18 protein-coding genes are annotated in these 22,042 nt (G+C 44.3%); 6 read left to right on the top strand and 12 right to left on the bottom strand.

Features of this window, described 5'->3' with window-relative positions:
* Positions 1 to 60: 60 nt before the first annotated feature.
* The 4 genes from E2R65_RS19250 to E2R65_RS19235 form a co-directional block, all read right to left on the bottom strand.
* Entirely contained in the window at positions 61 to 2,205 is a 2,145-nt protein-coding gene (locus E2R65_RS19250) for a carboxy terminal-processing peptidase (protein WP_134338121.1), read from the bottom strand.
* A gap of 190 nt (positions 2,206 to 2,395) precedes the next feature.
* Complete coding sequence (locus E2R65_RS19245; RefSeq protein WP_134338120.1) at positions 2,396 to 3,022, bottom strand: hypothetical protein; 627 nt, start codon at positions 3,020 to 3,022, stop codon at positions 2,396 to 2,398.
* Between the two features lie 188 nt (positions 3,023 to 3,210).
* Positions 3,211 to 4,053 (bottom strand): isoaspartyl peptidase/L-asparaginase, encoded by an 843-nt coding sequence (locus E2R65_RS19240; protein WP_134338119.1) that lies wholly within the window; start codon positions 4,051 to 4,053, stop codon positions 3,211 to 3,213.
* Positions 4,050 to 4,973, bottom strand: a complete 924-nt coding sequence (locus E2R65_RS19235) for a cyanophycinase (RefSeq protein ID WP_134338118.1) — start codon at positions 4,971 to 4,973, stop codon at positions 4,050 to 4,052. Before E2R65_RS19235 ends, E2R65_RS19240 begins: the two co-directional genes overlap by 4 nt.
* 149 nt (positions 4,974 to 5,122) lie before the next feature.
* On the opposite strand from E2R65_RS19235, the gene cphA reads away from it, so the two are divergent.
* Positions 5,123 to 7,750, top strand: coding sequence for a cyanophycin synthetase (cphA, locus tag E2R65_RS19230; protein ID WP_134338117.1), 2,628 nt, complete (start codon positions 5,123 to 5,125; stop codon positions 7,748 to 7,750).
* A gap of 243 nt (positions 7,751 to 7,993) precedes the next feature.
* On the opposite strand, the gene E2R65_RS19225 is transcribed toward cphA, so the two are convergent.
* Complete coding sequence (locus E2R65_RS19225) at positions 7,994 to 8,626, bottom strand: DNA-3-methyladenine glycosylase family protein (RefSeq protein ID WP_134338116.1); 633 nt, start codon at positions 8,624 to 8,626, stop codon at positions 7,994 to 7,996.
* Between the two features lie 68 nt (positions 8,627 to 8,694).
* Between E2R65_RS19225 and E2R65_RS19220 the strand changes: the two genes are divergently transcribed.
* The 5 genes from E2R65_RS19220 to E2R65_RS19200 all read left to right on the top strand — a co-directional run bounded on the left by E2R65_RS19220 (position 8,695) and on the right by E2R65_RS19200 (position 13,433).
* A complete protein-coding gene (locus tag E2R65_RS19220; RefSeq protein WP_134338115.1) occupies positions 8,695 to 9,975 on the top strand; it encodes a replication-associated recombination protein A in 1,281 nt (426 codons plus the stop codon).
* 78 nt (positions 9,976 to 10,053) lie between these two features.
* A complete protein-coding gene (locus E2R65_RS19215; protein WP_134338114.1) occupies positions 10,054 to 10,707 on the top strand; it encodes a TMEM175 family protein in 654 nt (217 codons plus the stop codon).
* 6 nt (positions 10,708 to 10,713) lie between these two features.
* Positions 10,714 to 12,186 carry a DUF5687 family protein gene (locus E2R65_RS19210; protein WP_134338113.1) on the top strand — a complete coding sequence of 491 codons (1,473 nt, stop codon included), beginning with the start codon at positions 10,714 to 10,716 and terminating at the stop codon, positions 12,184 to 12,186.
* 2 nt (positions 12,187 to 12,188) lie between these two features.
* Positions 12,189 to 12,929 (top strand): ABC transporter ATP-binding protein, encoded by a 741-nt coding sequence (locus tag E2R65_RS19205; protein WP_134338112.1) that lies wholly within the window; start codon positions 12,189 to 12,191, stop codon positions 12,927 to 12,929.
* Between the two features lie 9 nt (positions 12,930 to 12,938).
* Positions 12,939 to 13,433, top strand: a complete 495-nt coding sequence (locus E2R65_RS19200; protein WP_134338111.1) for a GNAT family N-acetyltransferase — start codon at positions 12,939 to 12,941, stop codon at positions 13,431 to 13,433.
* Positions 13,434 to 13,574: 141 nt separating this feature from the next.
* Here the strand turns inward: E2R65_RS19200 and gltX are convergent, their stop codons facing one another.
* From gltX to E2R65_RS19165, 7 genes are all read right to left on the bottom strand, one after another.
* Positions 13,575 to 15,095 (bottom strand): glutamate--tRNA ligase, encoded by a 1,521-nt coding sequence (gene gltX / locus E2R65_RS19195; protein ID WP_134338110.1) that lies wholly within the window; start codon positions 15,093 to 15,095, stop codon positions 13,575 to 13,577.
* A gap of 262 nt (positions 15,096 to 15,357) precedes the next feature.
* Positions 15,358 to 16,206, bottom strand: coding sequence for a transglutaminase-like domain-containing protein (locus E2R65_RS19190; RefSeq protein WP_134338109.1), 849 nt, complete (start codon positions 16,204 to 16,206; stop codon positions 15,358 to 15,360).
* Positions 16,196 to 16,933 (bottom strand): peptidase, encoded by a 738-nt coding sequence (locus tag E2R65_RS19185; RefSeq protein ID WP_134338108.1) that lies wholly within the window; start codon positions 16,931 to 16,933, stop codon positions 16,196 to 16,198. Before E2R65_RS19185 ends, E2R65_RS19190 begins: the two co-directional genes overlap by 11 nt.
* Before the next feature lie 106 nt (positions 16,934 to 17,039).
* Positions 17,040 to 18,017, bottom strand: coding sequence for a transglutaminase family protein (locus E2R65_RS19180; RefSeq protein WP_134338107.1), 978 nt, complete (start codon positions 18,015 to 18,017; stop codon positions 17,040 to 17,042).
* A 14-nt stretch (positions 18,018 to 18,031) separates the two neighbouring features.
* Positions 18,032 to 18,967 carry an alpha-E domain-containing protein gene (locus tag E2R65_RS19175; protein ID WP_134338106.1) on the bottom strand — a complete coding sequence of 312 codons (936 nt, stop codon included), beginning with the start codon at positions 18,965 to 18,967 and terminating at the stop codon, positions 18,032 to 18,034.
* 107 nt (positions 18,968 to 19,074) lie between these two features.
* Positions 19,075 to 20,526: a circularly permuted type 2 ATP-grasp protein gene (locus tag E2R65_RS19170; protein WP_134338105.1), complete on the bottom strand. Its 1,452-nt coding sequence runs from the start codon at positions 20,524 to 20,526 to the stop codon at positions 19,075 to 19,077.
* 281 nt (positions 20,527 to 20,807) lie between these two features.
* Complete coding sequence (locus tag E2R65_RS19165) at positions 20,808 to 22,007, bottom strand: glycosyltransferase family 87 protein (protein WP_134338104.1); 1,200 nt, start codon at positions 22,005 to 22,007, stop codon at positions 20,808 to 20,810.
* Positions 22,008 to 22,042: the final 35 nt, after the last annotated feature.

Here is a 22,042-nt window from a genome sequence, read left to right as displayed (position 1 = left end):
ATACAAAAAAAGAGACGCGAAGTATCGCGCCTCTACATATTATATTTTTAAAACACGATTTTAGAATGTACCTGTAGGTTTTACGTTGGTTAATTTGTTATCCAATGTCAGGTAATCGGTCAGAATCTGTCCTGCCTCTTTTTGCAAAAAGTCCAGGTCTTCGTTCTTTGGTTTTACCTGTCCTTTTTTCATGGCTGGTAAACCCAGGGCTACCCTGCGCAAATTATTATTTTCAAATGATTTTTGCTCGTCAGCATCGCGTTCCTGTTTAAGTTTCTGCTCGTTAAGGGTTACGCTTTTTTCGTTTGCCTGTTTTTTAGATTCTTCAATATCCTGCAACAGATATTTAAAGCTGGCGCTGGCCGCCATGCGGTCGTCATGCAGCTTTTTCAATTGCGGAATAACGGTAGCAAAATTACCAACAACAGCATAATCGCTTTTCGGGATCATATCAAAAGGCATGGCAGAAGGTTCGGTGTCTTCGCCGTATTTATCCATTGGGATGATAGATGGGAAGCTGATATCCGGCATTACCCCTTTATGCTGGGTAGAGCTGCCGCTTACACGATAAAACTTAGCCACCGTTAAATTCAGCTGCCCAAATTTATTTTGGCTGCCGGTAGCAACCGTTTTAGATTTACCGGCTACCGCCATTATTTTATCTTTTAAGGTTGGGGTGATCACCTTATCCAGGTCGATAGCGTTTTGTACCGATCCTTTACCATAAGTTTGGGTACCGATAATTAAACCACGGCCGTAATCCTGTATTGCGCCAGAGAATATCTCTGATGCCGATGCACTGAAACGATCAACCATAATAGCCAGCGGGCCGGCATAGGTAATTGCAGGGTCTTCATCCTTATCAACTTCTATCTGGTTACGTGCATCACGCACCTGCACAACCGGGCCGGATTTAATGAACAAGCCGGTAAGTTCAATGGCTTCAATTAAAGATCCGCCGCCATTCTGGCGAAGGTCAACTACCACACCGTCTACATTCTCGCGTTTAAGGCTGTCTAATATCAATTTCACATCGCGTGTGGTGCTTTTGTAATTAGGGTTGCCTGCTTTATAATCGGCAAAATCAAGGTAAAAGGCGGGGATGGATATCACGCCTATTTTAACCGTTTTACCATTAGAATTATAGGTACGGATCTCTTTTTTAGCCGAGATATCTTTTAGGATAATTTTCTCGCGCACCAATTCTACAATGCGTGGTTTAGCTGTGGCGGCGCTGCCTTTTGGCAACAGCTGCAACCTTACTGTTGTACCTTTTGCACCGCGGATCAGGGCGATAGCATTGTCTATCCTCCAACCTACAATATCCTGAAACTCGCCTGTTTTGCCTTGTGCAACGCCTATAATACGGTCTTCTACATTTACCTGTTTGCTTTTATCAGCAGGGCCGCCGGCGGTAACACCCTTAATGGTGACATATTCATTATCTATTTGTAATGATGCCCCGATACCCTCCAGCGAGCGCGACATATCAATATTAAAATTGGCAGCCATTGCCGGGTTAAAATAGTTGGTATGCGGATCTATCGCTTCGGTAAAAGCATCCATAAACGCCTGAAAAACGTCCTGATTAGACAATTTGTTGGATTGCGACAGGATGCTGGTGTACCTTTTCTTTAAGGTAGCTTTGTTTGCCGCAAGTTCTTTACCGGTAAGTTTAAGGTTAAGCAGATCGTATTTTACGCGCTGGGCCCAAAGGTTATGCAAATCGGCTTCTGTTGCCACCCAGGGTAAGCTGTCGCGGTCATACGTATAAGTTTCATTTTTAGTAAAATCAAAGTTCTTGTTCAGCTCCGCTACCGAAAAATTCACATATTCGGTATAACGTTTCTGGAAAATGTTGAACATATAAAACACATTGGCCAGGTTACCTGCCTTAATATCATCATCAAGCGTGGATTTAAACTGATCGAACTGTTTGATATCGGATGCTAAAAGATAGTTGTGGTTCTCGTCCAGCCTTTTCAGATAACGATCATAAATAATAGCTGATATAGAATCGTTAAGCGGCACTTTCTTGTAGTTATAATCAGTGATGAGCTTGGCCACATAACCCAGCACCACACTTTGCTGCTCATCAGGCTGCAGATCATTAGGGCCGGCATTTTTGTAAACCGGTTTAGACGGGGATGCGTTGCAGGCAAGCGCAGCCGCCAATACCAGCATTAAATATAATTTCTTGAACATATCTTTTACACTATTTAAATCGGGACCTGAGTGAAACATCAATACTTGTGCCTGTTTTTAATTTATATTATAAAAAAAGAGACAGCTGATGAGCCGTCCCGCTAATATATTGAATAACAATATTACAATAATGTTTGGTTTGTTTTAGTGTAGGAGCCGCATTTTACGCAAATGTTACAAAAACAGGGAGTTATTTTGATTTAGCTGTAATTTCGGCTGCATCGGCGTAGCGTAATTCAGATTTTGGCAGCCATGTTTTGTTGCTCTGCACAAATTTAATCTTACCATCGATCAGTTTAACATCCTGTGCCCGGCCGGTTGACAAGGCCAGGTCTCGGGCCTCGGTAAGATCTTGCTGTGCCTGGGTTATATCGCCCAGGTCGGCTTTTACCATAGCCAGGCTCACCAGGTTATTGATGGTGTGCTGATGATCATTCTGTTGTTTTGAAATGTAGTTGCTTTGCAGATAATACCACTTCGCTTCGGACAGGCGGTTCTCTGATACATAGATCTGCGCCAATTCGCTGAATTTGTAACTGGCCAGCGCATATTCGCGGAAGCGCATGTGGTGCTGCGCAGCGCGCATTACTATCCGCTCGTTTATTTCCAGGTTAAACTGGCTGCGCGGTATAACAGGTAAAGCAAGTTTTTTAGGGTTGTAAAAAGCAGGTTTATTTGCCAGAAACTTTTTTAACGATCCATCTTTAACATGGGCAACCTGCGGATACCTTACATGTTTTTTAAAATCGCCGCGCCACCACTGGGCCGAAGCTGATAAACTAATGGTACAAAGAATAGCTAAAATTATGTATCGCATTTAAATTATAAGCGGAAGAATTAAGTTAATTATTTTAACTGGTATGCAAATGTAAATATTAGTTTTTTGATTTACAAGGGCTTGGTTAAATCACATTTAACTCATTTTAATTATAGCATACATCAACTTAAGTAAAGTTAATCATAAATCAACTGCAATAGATATTATAAAATAACTAACAGTTGCGCTTACTCAAAAACCTCCACCTCGCCATCATGCAGGGCCCAAACCATGTACGGGTGGGTATCGGCGTGGTAAATATCGCCGTTACTGCAGATACCGATGATACCGGCAAAGCCATCGTAGGGTTTCATTTCATCAAGGGTTTTCGCTGTCGCGACAGAAAGGGGCATGCCATCGGTTACGCGGGTAACAATTTTAGTAGCTACAGATCCGCTGGTAATATCCTCGCCCACGCCGGTACAGGAAACACCTGCAAAGGCATTGGCATAATTACCCGCCGTAGTAGCCGAATCGCTCACCCGGCCGGGAATCTCAAAGCCCTTGCCTCCGGTTGAGGTTGCTGCTGCGATATCGCCATAAATATCAAGCGCCACGCAGCCAACAGTACCCAGGCGGATAGAGTCGGAGAGTTTTTTCTCATATTCTTTGCGGCGCTGGGGTATTTCGGGGTTATAATAAGTAAAACCGTTATTGGCTGCAAAACTATTTGCGCCTAAACCGCTTAACACGCGGTCATCATATTCCATCAGTTTTTCGGCAATGCAGATAGGGTTTTTCACATCCTCTATATTGATAACACCGCTAAACTTTTGGGTTTTGCCATCCATCAGGGATGCACTTAATCTGATCTTGCCGTCGCTCTGGATCTGCGATCCTGTGCCTGCATTGAACAGGTCGCAGTCTTCCAGTAAATGCACGGCGTAAACTACCGTTTGGGCAGCTGTGTGGCTCTCCAGATATTTATGGCCAAGGGTCACAATTTCGCGCAGGGCATCCTGCTTGGCTTTTTTAACCTCCTGATTGGTGTTGGATTCGCTGAAGAACCCGCCGTGTATGATCAGTTTCATTGTAATAGATCGTTACTTTGTGATGCGCCTATATAAACGTCCTCTTCAACCTTGATTGCTTTTTTGATGATCATCCGGTGCTGCTGCAGATCGTACTTATCAAACAGCGACATTACATGCACTTTCAGGTTCTCGATAGAAACTGGGTCGCCTATCTCTACATCATAAACATTGGTTTCTACAATATTCTTACCGTCAACCAGCATAATTAATCCCGAGCCTATAGCTTCCATCATTTCACCCCCGGTAATCAGCAAACCCGCATCTTCGCCAAGCCCTATGCCCAGTATGCCCGGGTTGGTAGCAACGGCATACAGTAAACGGCCTATACGGCCGCGCTGTACAAAGTGGGTATCCACAATTACCGAATCTATAAAGCCTAAACCGGCGGTTATCTGCACCTCGCCTTTAATCAGGGCCTCATTACTTTGCCCGCGGTAGATCATGTGGGTTGATGCCGCTGCCGCGCCGGCAGAAGTACCTGCTATTACAAAATTTTCGTTCTGGTAGCGATGCTTCAGAATCTGTAAAAATTGCGTGCCGCCAAAAATAGCGGTCAGGCGCAACTGGTCGCCGCCGCTAAACATTACCACATCCGCTTTGCTGATGCGTTCTAAAAAATCAGGGTTAGATGCATCTTCCCGGCTTTTAATGTGCAGCACATTAACATGGGTTACATTAAGCTGGTTAAACGCTTTGATATATTCGTTACCAACCAGTTCGGGTATTTGCGAAGCCGTGGTAATAACCTCCACTACAGAACCCTCGTGCTTATCCGATTCATTGATAATACGCCGGAGTATGCCCTTTTCAAAAAACTTGATATAGTTAGGCTGCATAATGTGCTCTAACACGCTTACGTTACTGCCCATATCAACAGCACCACCAATAATTACTAATTTTCCTTTAGGGGCATCCATAATCTTTGTATCAATTTATACAAATTAAAATAAAATTGATTAAAAACTAATGGTTTAATTAATAAAACTGCATTTTTAGGCTGAAACATTTTATTAGATTGATAAGTTCTTTAGATTTAAAAAGAAATTCTGAACTGATTAAAGCAAACATGAAGATTGAAAATATACAGGTACTACGTGGGCCGAACATCTGGAGCGGCAGCCGCAAAAAATTGATACAAATGCGGTTGAACCTGCAAGAGATGGAAGACCGCCCATCAAACACCATTGATGGCTTTTACGAAAGGATGAAGGAACTGATCCCCAGTCTTTATTCGCACCGCTGCTCGCCGGGTGTACCGGGGGGCTTTTTTGAGCGGGTTGCTGCCGGCACCTGGATGGGCCATGTGATAGAGCATATTGCTTTAGAGATACAAACCCTTGCCGGCATGGATACCGGCTACGGCCGTACACGCGAAACCAAAACACCCGGCACCTATAACGTAGTATTTGCTTACGTGGAAGAAAAAGTAGGCGTATTTGCGGCAGAAAGCGCTGTAAATATTGTACAGGCTTTAATTGACGGTACAGAGTACGACCTGGAGAAAGATATCCAAACCATGCGCGAGATCAGAGAGCGTACGCGCCTGGGCCCAAGTACCGGCTCCATTGTAGAAGAGGCTATTGCCCGCCGCATCCCCTGGATCCGCCTGAATAACCAATCGCTGGTACAATTGGGTTATGGTAAAAACCAGGTACGTTTTCGTGCCACCATGACCGAGAAAACCAGCAGCATTGCCGTTGATATTGCCAGCAATAAGGATGAAACCAAGCGCCTTTTACAGGAGCAGGCCATCCCGGTTGCCAAAGGCATAACCATCAGCAGCACCGAACAAGTGGTAGAGGCTATTAAAAAAATCGGTTTTCCGCTGGTATTTAAACCTTTAGATGGCAACCACGGCCGCGGCATCAGTATCAATATCAATACGATTGAAGATGCCATCAGCGCCTATGAATTTGCCGCTAAAATTTCGCGCCGGGTTATTGTAGAGCGCTACATTACCGGTTTTGATTTCCGGGTGTTGGTGATCGATAATAAAATGGTTGCTGCCGCCCTGCGCGACCCGGCCCATGTGGTTGGCGACGGCGAAATGAACATTCAGCAACTTATTGATAAAGAAAACACCGATCCGCGCCGCGGCTACGGGCACGAAAATGTGCTTACCCTGATAGATGTTGACCGCGATACGCTGGACCTGTTAGAGAAAAAAGGCTATACGCTGGAAACGGTGCCCCAAAAAGGCGAAAAGATCTTTGTAAAATCTACCGCTAACTTAAGCACCGGCGGCACCTCGGTAGATGTTACCGACCATGTACATCCACAAAATATCTTCATCTGCGAGCGGATCTCCAAGATCATCGGTTTAGATATCTGCGGGATAGATATTATGGCCCAAAACCTTACCGAACCCCTTACCGAGAATGGCGGTGTGGTATTAGAGGTGAATGCCGCACCTGGCTTCAGGATGCATATTGCTCCCAGCGAAGGCTTAAAACGTAACGTGGCCGGCCATGTAATTGATATGCTTTACCCGGCGGGCAAATCTGCCACTATCCCAATTATTGCTATAACCGGCACCAACGGTAAAACCACCACCACCCGCTTAATTGCACATATTGTTAAAAACAATGGCCACCGTGTAGGCTTTACCACCAGCGATGGGATTTATGTGCAAAATAACATGATGCTTAAAGGCGATACTACCGGCCCGGTAAGCAGTGAGTTTATTTTGAAAGACCCTACGGTTGATTTTGCCGTGTTAGAAACTGCCCGCGGCGGTATCCTGCGCTCGGGCCTGGGCTTTAGCAGGTGCGATATTGGCGTAATAACCAATATACAGGAAGATCACCTGGGCCTGTCAGACATTCACACCCTGGATGATCTTACCCGTGTAAAAAGCGTAGTAATTAACGCTGTTAAAAAAGATGGCTGGGCTGTTTTAAATGCCGACAATAAATACTGTGTGCAGGTTGGCAAAAAAGCCGACTGCAACGTGGCCTACTTTAGCCGCGACGAGCATAACCCGGTAATTGTATCGCATTGTAAAAAAGGCGGGATCGCCTGCGTTTGCGAAAACGGCTATATCACCATCATGAAGGGCGATTGGAAGATCCGCGTGCAGCGTACCATCCTCATTCCCCTAACATTTGGCGGTACCGTTCCGTTCATGATCGATAACGTGATGGCCGCCACCCTGGCTACCTTTTTGCATGGCTTTAAAACCGAGGATATCAAAATGTCGTTAGAAACATTTATCCCATCGGCAGCGCAAACACCGGGGCGGATGAACATCTTTGAGTTTAAAGATTTCCGTTTTATGATTGATTTTGCACATAATCCGGATGGCTTTAACGGTATCAAAACCTTCCTGAGCCATATCGATTCGCCACTGAAAATTGGTATCATAGCCGGTACCGGCGACAGACGTGATGAGGATATCCAGGAGATAGGCAAAATAGCTGCCGAAATGTTCGATTACATCATTCTTCGCCAGGAAAAACACCTGCGTGGCCGTACAGAAGAGAATATTTTGGACCTATTGATAAAAGGCATTAAATCGGTTGATGAAAATAAATCATTTGAAATAGTACCAAAAGAAATAGATGCCATTAAGCACGCCATGAGCAAGGCTAAACCGGGCACATTCATCACCGCACTAAGCGATGTGGTTGATAACGCCATTGAAACGGTACAAAACTACCAGGAGCAGGAACGCAACGGGTTATTTAACGTTTAAGAAGCCCCTCCCTGACCTCGCCAAAGGAGAGGATTCAAAAAAGCTCGTCTGAAAATCAGGCGGGCTTTTTGGCTGTAGAGACAATACTTCGCGTCTCTCTCAAATATGCAATTTGAAAAACAAGGCGTAATAATTCTCGTCTCTCGTAAATTTGAAATTTTCCTAAATAAGACACGATAATCTGCATCTTTCGCAACCCTGTAATTTAATACCTTCTTAAATAAGACGCGAAGTATCGCGTCTCTACGGTTTGGGTTTTCTATCGCTTAAATAATAATGCCATAACAACATACTGGCCACCGTTCGGTATGGCCGCCATTGTTCGGCAATCATCACTAATTCTTCTTTGGGCGTTTCTTTGGGCAGCCCTTTTAGCCGTTTTACAGCATTTACAATAGCCAGGTCGCCTACCGGGAAAACGTCGGTATGCTGCAGGGCAAACATTAAGTACACATCCACCGTCCAGTTGCCAATGCCTTTTAATGCGGTTAATTGCCTGCGGATAGCGTCATCTTCCATCTGCTCAAAACCTTCAAGATTTATTTGTCCGCTGATGATGGCTGCTGCCAGGTAACGTATGTAGGCTGTTTTTTGGCGGCTGCAATAACATTCGCGCATTTCGGCATCAGTCAGGAGCAGGATGCAGGCCGGGGTAATTTCCTGTACACGCTCGCGCAATTTATTCAGGGCAGATAACGCCGATGCCAGCGACACCTGCTGCTCTAATATGATATGCACCAAACTCTCGAACGTGTTAGGCCGCGACCAAAACGGAGGGTAGCCGTGTTGCTTAATAATTTGGTTAAAGTCGGCATCTGTAAGCGCAAGTTCATTGCACAGGGAATGATAAGTGGCTTGGGTAAACTGTTGTGGCATATAATTGTTAGTGATAAAATTACTAACTTTTTTAGGATTTAGCGTTTCAATTACTGATTTTTACATTTATGATTAACCTGCCGCCATTAGCCGAACGCATGCGCCCCAAATTATTAGATGAATATGTGGGCCAAAAACACCTTGTTGGTAAGGGCGCGGTGCTGCGCAAGGCTATTGAAAGCGGCTCGTTGCCATCCATGATCTTTTGGGGGCCGCCGGGAGTGGGTAAAACTACACTGGCTTATATTATATCCCAATCACTTTACCGCCCGTTTTTCGCATTAAGCGCTATTAACTCGGGAGTAAAGGATGTACGCGAGGTTATTGAAAAGGCATCATTACTTAAAGAACAGGGCGAGATACTGCCCATATTATTTATTGATGAGATCCATCGCTTTTCCAAATCTCAGCAAGATTCTCTATTGGGCGCGGTAGAACGTGGCATTGTAACGTTAATAGGTGCTACTACCGAAAACCCATCCTTCGAGGTCATCTCCGCTTTGCTGTCGCGATGCCAGGTTTATATTTTGCAGCACCTTTCAGAGCAGGACCTGCTCGACCTGCTGGACACTGCCAAAAAAGAAGATGTTGTACTGAAAGAAAAAAACATCGTTATACAGGAACACGAAGCCCTGCTGCGCCTGAGCGGCGGTGATGCACGTAAGCTGCTTAACATATTCGAGTTACTGGTAAATGCCTTTGACAGTAAAAAGATAATACTGACCAACGAAATTGTGCTGGAGCATGTGCAGCAGAACATGGCCTTGTATGATAAAACCGGCGAACAGCATTATGATATTATCTCAGCTTTCATCAAAAGCATGCGCGGCAGCGACCCAAACGGCGCCGTTTACTGGCTGGCCCGCATGATCGTAGGCGGCGAAGACCCGCTGTTTATTGCCCGACGCATGCTGATACTAGCATCAGAAGATATTGGCAATGCCAACCCTAATGCTCTGCTGCTGGCGCAGGCCTGCTTTGAATCGGTTAATAAGATCGGCATGCCCGAGTCGCAATTGATCCTGAGCCAAACGGTTATCTATCTGGCAACCTCGCCTAAAAGTAACTCGGCCACTACGGCTATTGGTGCAGCCATAGCCCTGGTGAGAGAAACCGGCGACCTGCCCGTTCCGCTACACCTGCGCAATGCCCCAACCAAACTGATGAAAAACATTGGCTACGGTAAAAATTACAAATACGCCCACAGCTACGAAGGCAACTTTGCCGACCTTGATTTTTTACCCGAAGCAATCCGCGGAACAAAAATTTATAACCCCGGTAACAATGCGCGCGAAAATGAATCAAAAGAAAAGTTAAAGAAACTTTGGGGCGACCGGTACAAATACTGATCCTGCCGGTTAATATTTATACTAATACTTGTCCGGTTGTTTTAAAAAGGCTATTTTTCCAATACGGAAACCTGTTAAATGATCAAAGACGATACTCACCATAAAAAATTTCAGCTTGATAGAATTGCGCTGTTTAGTGATGCTGTTTTTGCCATCGCTATCACCTTGCTCATTATCGAAATAAAGGTACCGGAGATAGAGCATCCTTTTACAGATAGTAAAGTATTATCGGCTTTGAGTTTACTCATTGGCAAATTCATCGGGCTGCTGGTAAGCTTTTTTGTAATTGGCCGCTACTGGCTTTTTCACCATCGCTTATTTGGTTATGTAACAGATTATAACGGGAAACTGCTTTGGGTAAACCTTTGGTTTTTACTTTCTATTGTGCTGATGCCTTTCAGTTCGGCATTTTTTAGCGAATATTATGTTGACGGGCTGCGTGTACCCCTGATGTTTTATGTACTTAACATCTGTTTTACGGGTTATATGAATTATCGTTTGCTTGCAGTTGTAAGTAACCCCAATTATAAACTCAGCACCAATTTACAAAACCCTAAAAAGGTTAAATTTTATCAGCAAAGATCGGCTATTGCGCCTTCTGTTTTTTTGTTTGCGGCAATCATTTCATTCCTTAACCTGTACCTTGCTTATGCTGCCTTTATCCTGATCCCAGTATTTTCCTTTACCATAAACAGGTACTATCGTAAACACTATCCCGATTTTTTTAAATAGCCTTATATGATAACAACCTTCTTTAATCACGAATTAAAATCTTTTTGGCGCTCAAAAAACACAGGTAAAAGTGTCGCTATAAAAGTGGTAATGGGCGTCCTTATCCTTATCTTGCTTTTGTATGTGCTTGCCTTTGGGGTATTTCTGGATATTATCTTAAAAAAGATGTTCCCGGCAGAAAATCTTACCGTTACCTTCTGCGGCATTATTCTGGTTTATTTCCTATCAGACCTGTTAATGAGAATGCAGTTACAGGAGCTGCCTACTTTAAAAGTTCAGCCTTATTTGCACCTGCCGGTTAAGCGCAATAGCGTGGTAGGCTACCTGGCGCTAACATCTTTGTTATCGTTTTTTAATTTATGGCCAATCATCCTTTTCGGGCCATTTATCCTTAAAGTGATCGTATCTGCGGCGGGCGGCGGGGTTGCAGCCGTTTTTATGATCGCTATTATCGCTTTAGCCATATTTAACAACTACCTGGCTTTGTATATCAAACGCAAAGCCAATTTAAACGGCTGGATCTTTTTGATGGCCGGCGGCATTTTAGCCTTAATAACTTGCGGCGATTACCTGTGGCACCTTTATTCTTTTAAGTCGCTGTCTTATTTATTTTTTGGTAACCTTATCCTTAAGCCTTACCTGGTGGCATTGCCTTTAATACTTGCGGCGGGTATGTTCTACATCAACTTTTACTATCTTAAAGGCAACCTGTACCTGGAGGAGCTCAGTTCAAAAAAAGAAGCGGCAAAAAGCAGTACCGAGATCCCTTTTCTTGGCCGGTTTGGCCAGGTTGGCGATTTGGTTGCCAACGAGGTGAAATTGATCCTCCGTAATAAAAGGCCGCGGTCTGCCTTGATCATGGGCTTGTTTTTTATGTTTTACGGGCTGATATTTTACACCAACCCTAAAATGGGCGAAGGCTTTAAAGTGTTTGTAGGCATGTTTATGACCGGCATCTTCATCATTAATTACGGGCAATTCATGTTTAGCTGGCAGGCCTCGCATTTTGATGGCATACTGGTAAGCAAAGTAAAGTTTACTGATTTTTTGAAAGCCAAATACCTGCTTTTCACTATAGTATCAACCGTTGCTTTTATCCTTACTACGCCTTATGTTTATTTTGGATGGCGCACCGTATTAATTCATTTTGTAATGTACCTGTGGAATTTGGGCATCAACACCACTATTGTGCTTTACTTTGCCAATCGCAACTATAAACGCATAGACCTGAGCAAAGGCGCATCATTTAATTGGGAAGGCGTTGGCGCGAGCCAGCTTTTATTATCGTTTCCGCTTATACTGCTCCCCTACCTGATATACCTGCCGTTTAAATTTTTAGGTTATACGGATGCCGGCCTGGCCGTACTGGCAGTAACAGGTGTCGTATTTATCATCACCCGCGACTTCTGGATCAAAAAGCTGGAAGGCGATTTTTACAATAAAAGATATCAAATAGCCGAAGGCTTCAGAAACAAATAATCATGATAGAGATCAAAAACCTAAAGAAAGTTTACAATGGGGCGATTGTTGTAAACGTACCTGCTTTACAAATTAATAATGGCGAAAGCATTGGCCTGGTTGGTAATAATGGCGCGGGTAAAACCACCCTGTTCCGCATGATACTGGATCTGATTCGGCCCGAAAGCGGCGAAGTTTTATCAAAAGGAGAAAACGTTGCCGGCGGCGAAAGCTGGAAAAGTTATACGGCATCTTATCTGGATGAAGGCTTTTTGATAGATTACCTTACGCCGGAAGAGTACCTGTACTTTATAGGCGGCCTGCATGGGCAAAACAAAGCACAGGTAGATGAGAAACTGGCTGGTTTAGCCGAGTTTTTTAATGGCGAGATCATCAAAAAAGGCAAGTACATCCGCGACCTATCCAAAGGTAACCAGTGCAAGGTTGGTGTGGGCGCATGCTTGTTACAACAACCGGAACTATTGATGCTGGATGAACCTTTCGCTAATATTGACCCAAGTACACAGTTCAGGCTAAAGAATATTTTAAAAGATCAGAACAAAAACCATGGCGTAACTACCATCGTATCCAGCCATGACCTTAACCACGTAACCGACGTTTGCGACCGTATTTTACTAATGGAAAAAGGTGTGGTGATCAAAGATATTGCCACAAGCTCTTCAACGCTATCTGAACTGGAAGAATACTTTGGTGTTGGGCAAAACACATCAACTTTTACGGTTGATAAAGAAGAAAAACATTAATTTTAATTTATGTTTTTGATAAGAGAAGCAACCACTGCCGATGTGGATGCCATTTTACAGATAGCCAAACAAACCTGGTGGCCTACTTACGAACCTTTATTGGGTAAAGAGCAGGTGGCCTATATGCTGGCAGAATTATATACCGCTGATAAAATAACCAAACAGATAACAGAAAAACAGCAAACGTTTTTGTTATTGATTGAGGATAATCAGCCGGTTGCATTTGCCGCTTATTCGGCACGCCCGGAAGATGCAGAAATATACAAATTACACAAGTTATATTGCCTGCCCGTAACCCAGGGTAAAGGGTATGGCAAAATACTGATCAACGCGGTTGCAGATAAGGTTATTGCGGCAGGCAAGCATACTTTAGATCTTAACGTGAACCGTTTCAACAACGCCAAAAACTTTTATGAAAAAATGGGCTTTACGGTAATATTGGAAGAGAACATCCCCATTGGCCCATACTGTATGAATGATTATGTGATGCGGAAGGAGTTATAAAATTTAAGCTGTCAAAGCTATCGCGGGCTTTCAGCCCGTGATATAGCATGGCTGCAGCTTTCAGCTGCAGCCATGCTGAAAGCTTACATTTGTTGCATCACGGCTTATACTACGCGAGACCACGACAGCACGGGGCCTGCCTTATGCTGCAAATGCCTCAATTGCTTTCTCTATCCTGATGATAGTTTCGCTTTCGCCCAGTAATTTGGCAATATCAAATACATGCGGGCCAAATTTGCCACCAACCAGCATAATACGGAATGGCAGCATCACATCACCTGCCTTAAGGCCCTTTTCTTCGGCCAGGGCTTTAAATTTAGCCTCCAGTTCGTGTGCATCAAAGGTTTCGGGGCTGCTTAATACGGCTATAAATCCATTAAAGAAATCTGCTTTGGCATCAGTCCATTTTGGTTTTACCGCATTGATGTCATATTCGGCAGGCTGCTGAAAAAAGTATGCGGCCTGCTGATAAAAATCGGGCAATAAAACGCAGCGTTCTTTAACCGTATCTATCACTTTCAGCAGGTAAGCTTCATCTTTGATAACGATGCCCTTTGTCTTCAAGATCTCCCAAACCTTAACCTTTAGGGTTTCGGCATCGGTACGTTTAATCCATTCGGCATTGTACCATTTGGCTTTCTCAAAATCGAATTTTGCGCCTGCTTTGCTGATCCGGTCGATAGAGAATTTTTCTATCAATTCATCTAATGAGAAAATTTCCTGATCGGTACCATCATTCCAGCCTAACATGGCTAACAGGTTCAAAAATGCCTCGGGCAAAAAGCCTAACTCGCGGAAACCGGGGGTTAGTTCGCCTATTTTAGCATCCAGCCAGTTCATGGCATACACCGGGAAACCCAGGCGTGCGCCATCGCGTTTGCTTAACTTACCGTGCCCATCAGGTTTTAGTATCAACGGTAAATGGGCCCATTGCGGCATCTCGGCCTTCCAGCCCAGGTATTCCCAAAGCAGGATGTGTACCGGTGCAGATGGCAGCCACTCCTCGCCACGGAAGGCGTGGGTTATTTTCATCAGGTAATCATCAACCACCACCGCTAAGTGATAAGTTGGCATACCATCGGCCTTTAGTAAAACCTTATCATCAACCTGGTTAGTTTCAAAGCTAACATGGCCGCGTATCATATCATTAAAGCTGATGGTTTCGTCTTCCGGCATTTTTATGCGGATAACGTGCGGGGTACCGTCATGCAGTAGTTTTTCGGTTTCGTGCAATGGCAACGAAAGTGAATTGCGCAGCCCTTTACGTGTTGCTAAACCATACTGAAAGTTTGACACTTCCTTACGTTTGGCATCCAGCTCTTCGGCGGTATCAAAGGCGTAATAGGCATGGCCTTCTGCTACCAGTTTTTCGGCATATTCGCGGTAGATAGGTTTGCGTTCACTTTGGCGGTAAGGCGCGTATTGGCCGCCAACTACGGGGCTTTCGTCCGGCGTAATGCCGCACCATTTTAAGCAATCTAAAATATATTGCTCGGCACCATCCACATAGCGGGTTTGGTCGGTATCTTCTATACGTAAAACAAAATCGCCCTGGTGTTTTTTGGCAAACAGGTAATTAAACAAAACGGTGCGCACACCACCCAAGTGTAAACCACCTGTAGGGCTTGGCGCAAAACGGACTCTTACTTTTTTATCTGACATCGCGCAGCAAAGATAATGGGAATAACCCGAAGCCGAAAGCTTGATGTTAAATGTGGCAGGAAGGATACAAAAAGAGTATGTTATCCCTGGCTTGTGGAAAGGCATTGAAATGTTTTATTCCCTCCTCGGGGAGGGGTGCGGTTGGCGGGGGTGATGGCGGGGAGGGGTTTGTACATCACACCTTCAACCTAAATATCGAATAAACCCCTACTTCCTCCTTCCCCAAGGAAGGAATCGCACAGGCGATCGCTTTTATTTTCTCCTACAAATACGTCACCCCGTCAAATACGGATTTGGTGTAGTAGATGGGGTTAAACGGTTCATCCTCTACCATCTGGCAATCGGCTTTTACATAATTACAATACACATCGCCAAATATGCTGGCAATGGCGGCATCGGCAGCATCGCGGCCGGTAGCAATTTTAACCAGGCCGTTTAGCGGGGCCAGCTTGGTGGCATCAAACAAGATCCACTCGCCGCCAATATAAGCTTCAAAGCAGGCGTGGAAATCGGCCGGGATCAGTTTATAGGCATAACCTGTAAAATAACGCGCCGGGATAGTTAAGGCACGGCAAAGGGCTATGCCCAAGTGCGCAAAATCGCGGCATACACCGGCCTGTTGCGTAACCGTATCATAAGCTGATGTTTCGGAATTACTAAAACCGCTTAAATATTCTACATTTTTATGGATCCACTCGGTTACGGCAACTACCTGGCTATAGCTATTGTTTATCTGCCCGAAAGTATTGTTGGCTAAACGATACAGCTTGTCCGACTGGCAATACCTGCTTGGGTTTAAATAGGTAAGCACCGCAGGGTCAAACCGGCTTACGGGCACTTCCTGAAAACTGCGGTAATCTTTTATCTCGTAGTAATTATCAACCGTGGCTTCGTATTTAATGCTAAACTCGCCGGGTTCAGTAATATCCAGGCGTACAAAGCGATTCTCGCCATTAGTTGAGGGTAACTCTTCGGCTTTGATGTATGGATCTATCAAAAGTTCTTCCTGCAGTACAGTTTGCCGGGCGGTACGCAGCGCATGTACGTTTAATATTAAAGTGCTTGGGGCTTTTACTTCGTATGCTAATTCTGCCGAAACTTTAAACTTCATCTTTAACCTTTGGTAATTTTGCAAATGCTTTTTCCATCCAATCGCCCGATATATGCTGCAGGGCGGCTTTTAGTTCATCATCCCATTGGGCCGATATACTGGCCATATCTTTTTGAGTATATCGCTGCTCCACTAATTCAAACGTATCTTTTCTATATAAAGCAATATCTATCGGGAAATCTACATTGTTACTGCTTACCCGCGTAGAATCAAACGACAGGAACGCTGCCTTCAATGCTAAATGCATGCCAGAATCTTCATCCAGCGTGCGGTTTAAAATAGCCTTGCCATGCCCCGAGTTACCAATGGCTACAAACGGCGCGCCCTGCCCCAGCTCTACCCAGTTACCTTCCGGATAAAGCAGGAAAAGTTTATGCTCATCGTCCCCTTTTAACTGGCCGCCAATTATCGTATTCAAATCGAATTTAAAGCCGGCTTTCTCCAGTGTGGCGCGGTCCTCTTCGGCTACACGACGCACCTGTTCGCCAAAGGCATTAACGGCCTGGTAAAGTTTCTCGAAAGTTTGGGTTTCTACCAGTTCGTTAAAGTAAACTACCGCCTTATCCCGTACAGATCGCAGGCCGCTGGTCATGATGAACATGCTGCCGCCATCTTTTTGTACGGTGGTCAGTTTCTTTTTTACAGTAGTTTCTGTGCCTGATGTAATGCGGGTATCGGCAAGGGCAATTAAGCCTTCTTTAACTTTAATTCCTAAACAGTAAGTCATGATTTACCTTTTTTGAGGGAGGCAAGAATCAGGAGAACAAGAACTAAGACACCAATTATTCGCTCTTTGTCTTGCCTCTGGCTTCTTAAGATCTTGCCTCTCTTAATTATTGCTGCTGTTGTTGTTGCTGCTGCTCTATCATCTCCATGTACTTGGCATAGCTGTTACGGGCAATGCCGGCAGCCGGCCGTGCATGATTAGCAACGGTAAATATATCCTTTTCCTCGTGAACCTGGCCGTCTTCGTATCCTACAGAAACAGACACTTCCAGCCTATGGCCGGCCACACCTTTATACACTCCCTTAACCGGCGAGCAATCACTAAAATTACGCCCAACAGCTAAACGCACATGGTTTTCGTTAGCCACGCAATTATTAGTGGGGTCGATACCTAACCAACCGTAACCGGGCAGGTAAGCTTCGGCCCAGGCATGGGTAGCCCCTTCGCCGCGCATACCATCTTTGTTCGGGCAGATATAGCCGCTCACATAACGCGCCGGAATGCCAACCAGGCGCAGCATAACCATCAGCAAATGGGCAAAATCCTGGCAAACGCCTGCCTTTAATGCCCAGATCTCGTCCAGCGTGGTTTCTACCGTGGTTACGCCTTTTATGTATTCAAAGTTTTTGTAAACGTATTTACAGAATTTTAGGGCGGTATGGTAAGGCGTATCTTCGGCCTTGCGCTCGGCTTCTACCACGGGGCGCAGTTCGCTCAGTCCTTCAAAATACTCTTGTTTTAAAAAATCAATATAAGGCACCACATAGCGCAGGTTAAACAGCTCGTTCCACTGCTCGGCAGAGAATATGTTATCTAAAGGTAATGGCCGCGGGTGGGTGATGATAGATAGCTGCGAATTGATTATCATCAGGTTATGCGGCTCGGTATAGGTAAAGCTGCCAACTTCGTTACCGTAATAATCAACATAGGTATCAACCTGGGGGTGCCCGGTAATATTCAGATCGTGCTTTAAAACTTCCTGGTAAATATCAACAATAGGGTACAGGATAATTTTATTGGCACTATCGCGCACAAAACCATCGTAAGCGTATTTGGTGATATGTTGTATTTTAAATTCGGGCATGGTACTAATGTTTATCAGGAATTTGCAAAATAATATTCGTTAAGCGAGTTACCTATGCGGTACAGGTCTTCGCGCAGGCTGGTGAGGTATTCGTGCAAACCCATTTGCCTGATGCTTTTAACCGAACTATATTTAATGTTGCTTTGCAGCTTACCTATCTGAAAGGAGATCTCGCGGTAATCGTTCACATTACTATTGTTCTTCAACCTGTCGAAATACCGTTGGATATTATTTACCGAATAGATAACCGAACGCGGAAAATCGTTATTTAAAATCACCTGCTCAATAACATTATGCGCTTCCAATCCGTCGCGATAGGTTTTTTGGTACAATTCGTACCCACCTATAGATAACAACAGGTGTTTCCAGTAGGTGATATCCAGCAGCAGATCGGGGTTACTGTTGATGGGCCCAAACTTTACATCCAAAATATCTATAGACTGGATGGCGCGCTCCAGATATTTACCTATGTTCATAAAGCTACGGGCCTGGCCCCGCTCCATGGTAATTTCGGCCGTGCCATAATAAAGCATAACCTCTTTGATCAGGATATCTAAAACGCCTATCGGGTCATCCTTTTTAAGGCCATTAACAATGCGCGGCTCTTTGGCAGTATGGTAATATTCGTTAAGGCATTGCCAAAGATCTTTGGGGATATGTTCCTGTACACTCCGGGCGTTCTCTCGCGCCAGCGTAACCAGGTTTACAATAGAGTTGGCATTATCCTTATCTATCACCATATACTTTAAAACGGCGCGGCTGTCGTCCCCTAACTTTTCTATCAGCTCCTCATCTGAGCCGGAGAAGATCCTGATCACGGGCTCCCAGGTAAACCCAGCCACCGAATCCTGCGACGATGCATAATTGGTTTTCAGCATTCTTAAAATACCGTCGCTACGCTCTATATACCTGCTTAACCAATAAAAACTTGCTGCTACCCTGCTTAACATATTGGTTCGCCCCCCGGCCCCCTGAAGGGGGAGTTTTTTGAATGAGATATTTTATTTATACAGATATGCATATAGTTAGTTTAAAATTCTGTTCCCCCTTCAGGGGGTTAGGGGGCTAATACCCACGTATCCTTACTGCCGCCCCCCTGCGAACTGTTCACCACCAGCGAGCCTTCTGTTAAGGCCACACGGGTTAAGCCGCCGGGCACAATCTCAATGCCATCCGGGCCGCAAAGGGCGTAAGGCCTTAAATCGATACGCCTGGGCTGCAGCACCCCACCTATATAACATGGCGCTGCCGATAAGCTAATTGTTGGCTGCGCGATGAAATTTCGCGGATCTTTTAATATTTCTAGTTTGTACTTCTCTATCTCTTCTTCGCTGGCTGCATGGCCCATCAGCATGCCGTAACCGCCGCTTTCGTTGGTTTTTTTAACCACCATGGTGTTGATGTTTTTGAACACGTGCTCGCGCTCGTCATCATTACTTAACCTATGGGTAGGCACATTCTTTAATAACGGCTCTTCATTCAGATAATAGCGGATCATATCCGGCACATAAATGTAGGTGGCCTTATCATCGGCAACACCGTTACCGATGGCGTTTACGATGGCTACGTTACCTTTACGATAAGCGCCCATTAAACCGGCTACACCTAATACACTGTTGGGATTAAATACCAAAGGGTCTAAAAAGTCGTCGTCTACCCGGCGGTAAATTACATCTACCTGTTGCAGGCCGGTAGTGGTTTTCATATACACTTTGTGATTATTCACCACCAGGTCGCGGCCCTCTACCAGTTCCACACCCATTAAACGGGCCAGCGTGGTATGCTCAAAATAAGCTGAGTTGTAAATACCCGGACTAAGCAATACGATAGTAGGGTTACTTATTTGCCTTGGCGATAACGACAGCAGGTTTTTATATAATATCGACGGATATTCGGTTACGCTGCGTACGCCGCAATTCGGCAACAGATCCGGAAATAAACGTTTGGTTATCTCGCGGTTCTCCAGCATATAACTTACGCCCGATGGGGTTCGCAGGTTATCCTCCAGCACATAAAAAGTGCCGTCATGGTCGCGGATCAGATCTATCCCCGCAATATGTACATAAACATCATAAGGTACATTCAATTGGTACATCTCGCGCAAAAAGTGCGGGCACGAATAGATGATATCAATTGGTACAATACCGTCTTTTACAATAAACTGATTATGATAAATATCTTTCAGAAATAAGTTTAGCGCGGTAAGCCTTTGCTTGATGCCTTTCTCTACAAATTCCCATTCGGCGGCTGTAATAACGCGCGGAATGATATCAAACGGAAAGATCTTCTCGATACCTTCGCCGCTGTTATAAACCGTAAAGGTGATGCCCTGCGTCATGAACAGGCGTTTGGCCAATTCTTCTTTTTTGTTTAGATCATCAGGCGATTCTTTGGCTAAATATTCTATTACCTTTTGATAATGGCCACGAACGACACTATTTTCATTGTACATTTCGTCCCATACGCCGTTTATTAAATTGTACTTTTCAAAATGCTGCGATTTGTACATAAAAATGCCCTTAATTCATTAAAAAAATCAAACGTCTGTCATAAAGTATTTATTTAAGACCGGTTTAACAATCACAATTATGATTTCTTTGGTAAATTATGAAAATAAAAGCACAATTAATGCAACATTTATATTAAATACATTACGAATGGTTAAATTTTGAAATATAAGAAGTAAATGATTCACATTGACAGGCATTTACCAAAGACAAAACATAACACGCCGCCTGCAACACTGTTTGATACACCGTTATATTATTTATACCAGAAAAATTAAGGATGTTATACGGATTCGCCGGTAGCTGTTTTCAATGGCAGCTTATCGTTGCTAAAATCTTTAAACAATAGCTCCCAGGCTATTTTAAACCAGATAATAATTGGCACGTAAGCTTTTATAGCATAGTTCTGCATCCAAACACGGGCAGGCTTAGGGAAGGCATCCGACGGGCCAAGCCCGGTAACCACCAACAGCAAAACCAGTATCACAATATTAAAGGGTGTAAAAGGCTTCTCCTGCATCATCATGTAAATTATGGCGCCTGCGGTAGCTATAATAAAGGTAGGGTGCTCTGACGCGGTGCTGAATATCACTACCATTAACAACATGGAGCACATTACCTGCAGTTGAAATTTAAGCGAACTATATTGTTTAAACCGCAATAATGCCCCGCTAAATACAGCCACGCCACCCAGCAAAAATGGCCAGTTTGGAATGCTTGCATCCTGAAATAAACGCCTTGTTACGCCCATCAGGCACCAGTCGAACCCGGTGGTTAAACTTTGGTTGGTTAGGTTTTTGGAGGTTAATGCCGCAAACCAATCCTTATAGGTTTGCACCAAAAATTGCGGCCCGGATATGATTGCCGGCAGGCACAGTAGAACAATTAGCCATATAAATGACCAGGCTATATACTTCAGCTTATTTTTAGAGAACATAAAAAAAGCCAACCCTACAATTGGGTAAATTTTCATGAGCGTGCCAAACACCGTAAATAGTGTGGCATATTGCTCTTTTTGGCGCCTCACCATCGTAAAGCTAAGTATAATAATGGCGGCAATTATCGGGTTAAATTGCATGTAATGGCTGGAGTTGGCAAACTCAATAGCGCAAAGCAGCAGTATGGCGGTTTTAGTACGGTTTGTAAAAGGCAGGGTATTAATGGCCCACAAAAATGCTGCGGCATTACCTACTTCCCAAAAAAAGAAGCCCCAACCCTCGGGCATTAAGGCAAGCGGGGCAATAAACAAAGTAAATGCCGGCCCATAAATATACACGTCGTAATACTCTTTGGGGTAAAGCAGGTACAGGTTAAGATGATCTTTAAAATGATAGAACGAGGTGCGAAAAATGAGGTAGTTATTATCTATATGCCTGAAATATTTAAGCTGCCAGCAAAAAATGGCCACGGCTATGTATAGCATGCAGGCCCATTGATAGCCGGTTAATTTCAGAAATTTTTTAGGTGATGATTGCTCGCTCATTTACAGATATAAATTAAAGCAAAAAATGTTATTTG

This window comes from Mucilaginibacter phyllosphaerae (assembly GCF_004378255.1).
Lineage (GTDB): Bacteria > Bacteroidota > Bacteroidia > Sphingobacteriales > Sphingobacteriaceae > Mucilaginibacter > Mucilaginibacter phyllosphaerae.
The sequence above is the reverse complement of the archived record's forward strand: the minus strand, read 5'-3'. Positions and strand labels throughout refer to the sequence as shown.

Bases quoted from the DNA above. Each gene is read 5' to 3' on its own strand.
- E2R65_RS19250 (WP_134338121.1), bottom strand. From the start codon at position 2,205: ATGTTCAAGAAATTATATTTAATGCTGGTATTGGCGGCTGCGCTTGCC.
- E2R65_RS19245 (WP_134338120.1), bottom strand. From the start codon at position 3,022: ATGCGATACATAATTTTAGCTATTCTTTGTACCATTAGTTTATCAGCT.
- E2R65_RS19240 (WP_134338119.1), bottom strand. From the start codon at position 4,053: ATGAAACTGATCATACACGGCGGGTTCTTCAGCGAATCCAACACCAAT.
- E2R65_RS19235 (WP_134338118.1), bottom strand. From the start codon at position 4,973: ATGGATGCCCCTAAAGGAAAATTAGTAATTATTGGTGGTGCTGTTGAT.
- cphA (WP_134338117.1), top strand. From the start codon at position 5,123: ATGAAGATTGAAAATATACAGGTACTACGTGGGCCGAACATCTGGAGC.
- E2R65_RS19225 (WP_134338116.1), bottom strand. From the start codon at position 8,626: ATGCCACAACAGTTTACCCAAGCCACTTATCATTCCCTGTGCAATGAA.
- E2R65_RS19220 (WP_134338115.1), top strand. From the start codon at position 8,695: ATGATTAACCTGCCGCCATTAGCCGAACGCATGCGCCCCAAATTATTA.
- E2R65_RS19215 (WP_134338114.1), top strand. From the start codon at position 10,054: ATGATCAAAGACGATACTCACCATAAAAAATTTCAGCTTGATAGAATT.
- E2R65_RS19210 (WP_134338113.1), top strand. From the start codon at position 10,714: ATGATAACAACCTTCTTTAATCACGAATTAAAATCTTTTTGGCGCTCA.
- E2R65_RS19205 (WP_134338112.1), top strand. From the start codon at position 12,189: ATGATAGAGATCAAAAACCTAAAGAAAGTTTACAATGGGGCGATTGTT.
- E2R65_RS19200 (WP_134338111.1), top strand. From the start codon at position 12,939: ATGTTTTTGATAAGAGAAGCAACCACTGCCGATGTGGATGCCATTTTA.
- gltX (WP_134338110.1), bottom strand. From the start codon at position 15,095: ATGTCAGATAAAAAAGTAAGAGTCCGTTTTGCGCCAAGCCCTACAGGT.
- E2R65_RS19190 (WP_134338109.1), bottom strand. From the start codon at position 16,206: ATGAAGTTTAAAGTTTCGGCAGAATTAGCATACGAAGTAAAAGCCCCA.
- E2R65_RS19185 (WP_134338108.1), bottom strand. From the start codon at position 16,933: ATGACTTACTGTTTAGGAATTAAAGTTAAAGAAGGCTTAATTGCCCTT.
- E2R65_RS19180 (WP_134338107.1), bottom strand. From the start codon at position 18,017: ATGCCCGAATTTAAAATACAACATATCACCAAATACGCTTACGATGGT.
- E2R65_RS19175 (WP_134338106.1), bottom strand. From the start codon at position 18,967: ATGTTAAGCAGGGTAGCAGCAAGTTTTTATTGGTTAAGCAGGTATATA.
- E2R65_RS19170 (WP_134338105.1), bottom strand. From the start codon at position 20,526: ATGTACAAATCGCAGCATTTTGAAAAGTACAATTTAATAAACGGCGTA.
- E2R65_RS19165 (WP_134338104.1), bottom strand. From the start codon at position 22,007: ATGAGCGAGCAATCATCACCTAAAAAATTTCTGAAATTAACCGGCTAT.